This is a genomic window from Gilvimarinus sp. 1_MG-2023 (assembly GCF_030548285.1).
In genome coordinates this window covers 1-258 of sequence record NZ_JAUOSC010001236.1, presented here as the reverse complement: position 1 = coordinate 258, position 258 = coordinate 1, and the positions used below count along the sequence as shown (strand labels likewise).

The 258-nt window shown below is 60.5% G+C and carries 1 protein-coding gene; it reads right to left on the bottom strand.

Annotated elements, in window-relative coordinates:
• Nucleotides 1-258: LytR/AlgR family response regulator transcription factor (locus tag Q4563_RS20810; protein WP_303605871.1), on the bottom strand; the 258-nt coding region annotated here is incomplete at both ends.

The following is a 258-nucleotide window of genomic DNA, read 5'->3' as shown; positions in this document are numbered from 1 at the left end:
ATCCCGGCTTGCCAGTTCCCGGGCCTCCAGCCGCTCCCTGACCCGCTCCAATGCCCGCTGCAAATCCGCCGGACGTACCGGCTTGAGCAAGTAATCGATGGCGCTGACACCGAAGGCATCCAGAGCATGTTCATCAAATGCCGTACAAAAAACCACCAGCGGAGGCGTGTCATATTGCTGCAATGCCTGGGCGGTTTCCAGCCCGCTGCGGCCAGGCATCTGGATATCCAGCAGCAATACATCGGCACGGTGGTGCTC